Consider the following 3,937-nt stretch of genomic DNA (forward strand, 5'->3'; position numbering starts at 1 on the left):
GGCGAGCTGGTGCCGGCCGGGGAGCTGCGGCGCCGCACTGCCCGACGACATGGTGCTGGGCTTCTGCGGGATGCTGCTGGGCGCCGGCGGCGAGAGCACCGACAAGGGCATGCGGTCGCTGCTGGCGAACCTGCTGAACCGGCCGGAGGCGCTCGCCGCGATGCGCGCCGCCCCCGAGGGGCTGGCCGCGGCGTGGGTGGAGACGCTGCGCCGGGACCCGCCGGTGCAGGTGGTGCTGCGGCAGACCGCGGAGGCGGTGGACCTGCCGTCCGGGCGGGTGCCGGGCGGCGCGACCGTGGCGTGCCTGGTCGGCGCGGCGGGCCGCGACCCCCAGCGGTTCACCGACCCGGACCGGTTCGACCCGTCGCGCCTCGCCGACGACCCGGACCGGCAGTTCACGGCGGCGGCCGGGCACCTGGCGTTCGGCGCGGGCCGCCACTTCTGCCTGGGCTCTCAGCTGGCGCGCGCCGAGGCCGAGATCGGCATCCGGTCGCTGCTGGCGGCGTTCCCGCACATGCGCTGGGCGGACGGCTTCCGTCCCCGGTACGGCGGCCTGCTCACCCGCGCCCCCGAGAGGCTGATGGTCGCCCTGCGCTGACCCGGCGGGCGTTACACCGCTGCGACATGCCGGTGACCAGGGTATACGGCCCTGACACCGAAGGCGGGACGGGACGCTTCGAAGTTCGGCGAAACGTCCGCGGGCGAGCATGGGCCCATGAGCTCCCCCACTGAGATCCACCAGGAGGCGCTGCCCGCCGCCGGCGTGGCGCGGCGGCGCGCGGCGCTGGCCGTGGTCTGCGCCGGGATGTTCCTGGTGCTGCTGGACGTCACGATCGTCAACGTCACGCTGCCGGGCATCAGCCGCGCGCTCGGCACCGGCCTGGCCGGGATGCAGGGCGTGGTCGACGGGTACGCGGTGGCGATCGCGGGCCTGCTGGTGGGCGGTGGCGCGCTCGGCGACCGGCTCGGGCACCGGCGGATGCTGGTGGCCGGGCTGGTGCTGTTCGGCGCGGCGTCGCTCGCGTGCGGGCTGGCGGCCGGGCCGGGGCAGCTGATCGCGGCGCGGGCGGCGCAGGGCGCGGGTGCGGCGCTGCTGCTGCCGGGCAGCCTGGCGGCCGTCACCCGGATGTTCCCGGACCCGGCCGAGCAGGCGCGGGCGCTCGGGGCGTGGGCCGCGGTGTCCTCGACGGCGCTGCCCGCCGGTCCGCTGCTCGGCGGTGTCCTGGTGGACGGTCCGGGCTGGCGTTGGATCTTCCTGCTGAACGTGCCGATCGTCGTGGCGGCGGTCGTGGGCGTCCTGCTGCTGGTCTCGCCCGACCCGTCCGGCGGACGGTCCGGCGGGTCGCGGCGCGGGCGTCTGGACGTGGGCGGGCTGCTGCTCGCGCCGGTCACGCTCGGGGCGCTGGTGTGGGCGGTGATCCAGCTCGGGCACGGCGACCGTGCGGGCGCGCTGGCCGCAGCGGGCGCGACGCTCGCCGGTGCGGTGGCGCTGGTGCTGGTGGAGCGGCGGGCGGCGTGTCCGCTGTTCCCGTCCGGGCTGGTGCGGGCCCCGGCGTTCCTCGGCGCGAACGGGGCGTCGCTGGTGATGAACCTGGTCACCAACGGGACGCTGTTCGTGGTGACGCTGTGGCTCCAGCAGGTGCAGGGCAGGTCGGCGCTGGTCGCGGGGATGATGCTGTTGCCGATGGCGGTTCCGCTGGTGCTGCTGGCTCCGCTGAGCGGCATGCTGAACGCGCGGTTCGGCCCCCGGCCGCCCGTCCGCGCGGGGATCGTGGTCGCGTTGTGCGGGACGCCCGCGCTGCTGTTCGCCGGTCCGCACTCCTCGTACGCGGTGCTGGTGCCGACGCTGCTGCTGATCGGGATCGGGGACGGGCTGATCACGGCGTCGGCGGTGTCGGCGGCGATGCGGACGGCGCCGTCCGGGCTCGCCGGGCTGGCGGGCGGGTTCAACAACACCGCGCGGCAGGTCGGCACGGCGCTCGGGGCGGCGGTGTTCGGCTCGGTCGCCGGGTCGCCGCTGCACGGGACGGCGTTCGCGAGCGGCCTGCACGTGCTGGCATGGGTCAGTGCGGCGCTGTGGCTGGCGGCCCTCGCGGGGACGGCGCTCATCCGCCTCTGAAGGCCCGAACGACAACCTGCGGAACGGGCTCACCAACCACCTTACGGTGACGGAAACAGGTCAGCCGTTATTCGGTGAATGCGGGTGGTGCGACGAGGTGATTGACATTCTCGGCGTCCGCCGCGTCCGCTCTGCGTGAGCGCGCCAGCAGCGCGCTGTTCCGCGTCTTTCCGCAGCTACACCGGTCCGTCCGACAGTGCGGTGGTCTTCTGGCCACCGCACTTGCGTGTTCTCGGGTCCTGAAATTCGGTGGTGCCGCGTCCTCTGACTCGTCCCTCGACTCCGGCTGATACCTCGGTGAAACCGCCTGCCGGATAGAACGGGGCCGCCAGGCAATTCCAGCGGACGAAAGGGTCGGAACGATGGCGGTTAAGGCTGGACGCGCGGGGAGGACGGTGGCTCTGCTCTCCGCCGGTCTCGCCGTGCTCGGGCTGTCGATGAGCGCTTGCGGCTCGTCCGGCGGCGACGGCAAGACGAAGGGCGTCGCGGAGGTGACGACCGGCGGGTCCTCGGCACCCGCGCAGGGCGGCGGGGGCGGAGGCGGACGGCCGAGCGACCAGCAAGTCTACGCCGGGCTGCTCAAGTACTCCAAGTGCATGCGCTCGCACGGCGTGAGCAACTTCCCCGACCCGGTGCTCGGCAAGGGTCTCCAGGTGGACGGCAACGCCGTCGGCGGTGACACGGCGACGTACAGGTCGGCCGACGGAGCGTGCAAGTCGCTGCTGCCCGCGGGCGGCGGCGACCATCCGGCGGAGGACCGCGCCATGGGGCTGAAGCACTCGCAGTGCATGCGCGCGCACGGCGTCCCGAAGTTCCCCGACCCCAACCCGAACGGCGGCGCGAACCTGGACGGCGACAAGATCGGCATGACTCCGGACAACCCCGTCTTCCAGGCCGCGGAGAAGGCGTGCGCGAAGTTCGCGGGCGGCAACGCCCAGGGAGGCGCCGGCTGACCGACCTCCCTTGCTCCCCGCTCTAGGTCCCCCCGCCCGGAGGTCGTTTCATGCTCCCCCCGCCGGACGGCGTGCGCTCTGAGGGCGCCGCCGTCGAACCCCCGCCCCCTCCTTCTCCGCACAACGCTCCCCCGCACAACGCTCCCCCGCACGAAAGCCCCTCGCCCGACGACGGAACCGCGACTTTCGCGCCAGGTGACGGCGAACCTCCCGTCCCTTCCGCGCAGGCCGGTCCGCGGCCGCCGCGTCCGGGTTGGATGGTGTGGCGCTCCCCGGACGGCCAGCCTCCCTGGGCGCGTCCCGCGCTGCTGGCGATCGCGGCGGTTTCCGCGCTGCTGTTCTCGTGGAACCTGCGTCACGCCGGTTACGCGCCGCTGTACAGCGTCGTCGCCAAGAGCATGTCGACCGGCTGGAAGGCGTTCTTGTTCGGCGCCGTCGATCCCGCCGCCACCTCGACGGTGGACAAGCTTCCCGGGTCCTTCATGCCGCAGGCGCTGGCGGTGCGCGTCCTCGGTTTCCACGAGTGGTCGCTCGCGCTGCCGCAGGTGGTCGAGGGCGTCGTGGCGGTGCTGGTCCTGTACCGGGTCGTCCGACGCTGGCGGGGTCCGGCCGCCGGGCTGGCCGCCGCGGCGGTGTTCGGGCTGACGCCGCTGGTGGCGTCGGTGTTCGGCCACTCCATGGAGGACGGCGCGCTCACGATGTGCCTGGTGCTGGCCGCCGACGCGGGCCAGCGGGCGGTGGGTTCGGGCAGGCTGAGGCCGCTGCTCGCCGCCGCCGTCTGGGTGGGTGTCGGCTTCCAGTGCAAGATGTTGCAGGCGTGGCTGGCCGTCCCGGCGCTCGCCGTGGCGTACCTGGTGGTCGCGCC

The 3,937-nt window shown here is 74.2% G+C and carries 4 protein-coding genes; all 4 read left to right on the top strand.

What is annotated here, in order from left to right; translation table 11 throughout:
- Positions 1 to 598, top strand: a 598-nt coding sequence (locus AB0J52_RS30945) for a cytochrome P450 (RefSeq protein ID WP_500186242.1), incomplete at its 5' end; no start/stop codon positions are given.
- A 117-nt stretch (positions 599 to 715) separates the two neighbouring features.
- Positions 716 to 2,119 (top strand): MFS transporter, encoded by a 1,404-nt coding sequence (locus tag AB0J52_RS30950; RefSeq protein WP_500186244.1) that lies wholly within the window; start codon positions 716 to 718, stop codon positions 2,117 to 2,119.
- Positions 2,120 to 2,514: 395 nt separating this feature from the next.
- A complete protein-coding gene (locus tag AB0J52_RS30955) occupies positions 2,515 to 3,072 on the top strand; it encodes a hypothetical protein (protein WP_500186246.1) in 558 nt (185 codons plus the stop codon).
- A gap of 257 nt (positions 3,073 to 3,329) precedes the next feature.
- Positions 3,330 to 3,937 (top strand): ArnT family glycosyltransferase (locus AB0J52_RS30960; protein ID WP_500186247.1); only part of this gene is annotated, 608 nt, incomplete at its 3' end.

This window comes from Spirillospora sp. NPDC049652 (assembly GCF_040675125.1).
Classification (GTDB): Bacteria; Actinomycetota; Actinomycetes; order Streptosporangiales; family Streptosporangiaceae; genus Spirillospora.

Excerpts from the sequence above, each read along its gene's own strand:
- AB0J52_RS30950 (WP_500186244.1), top strand. The coding sequence starts at position 716 with ATGAGCTCCCCCACTGAGATCCACCAGGAGGCGCTGCCCGCCGCCGGC.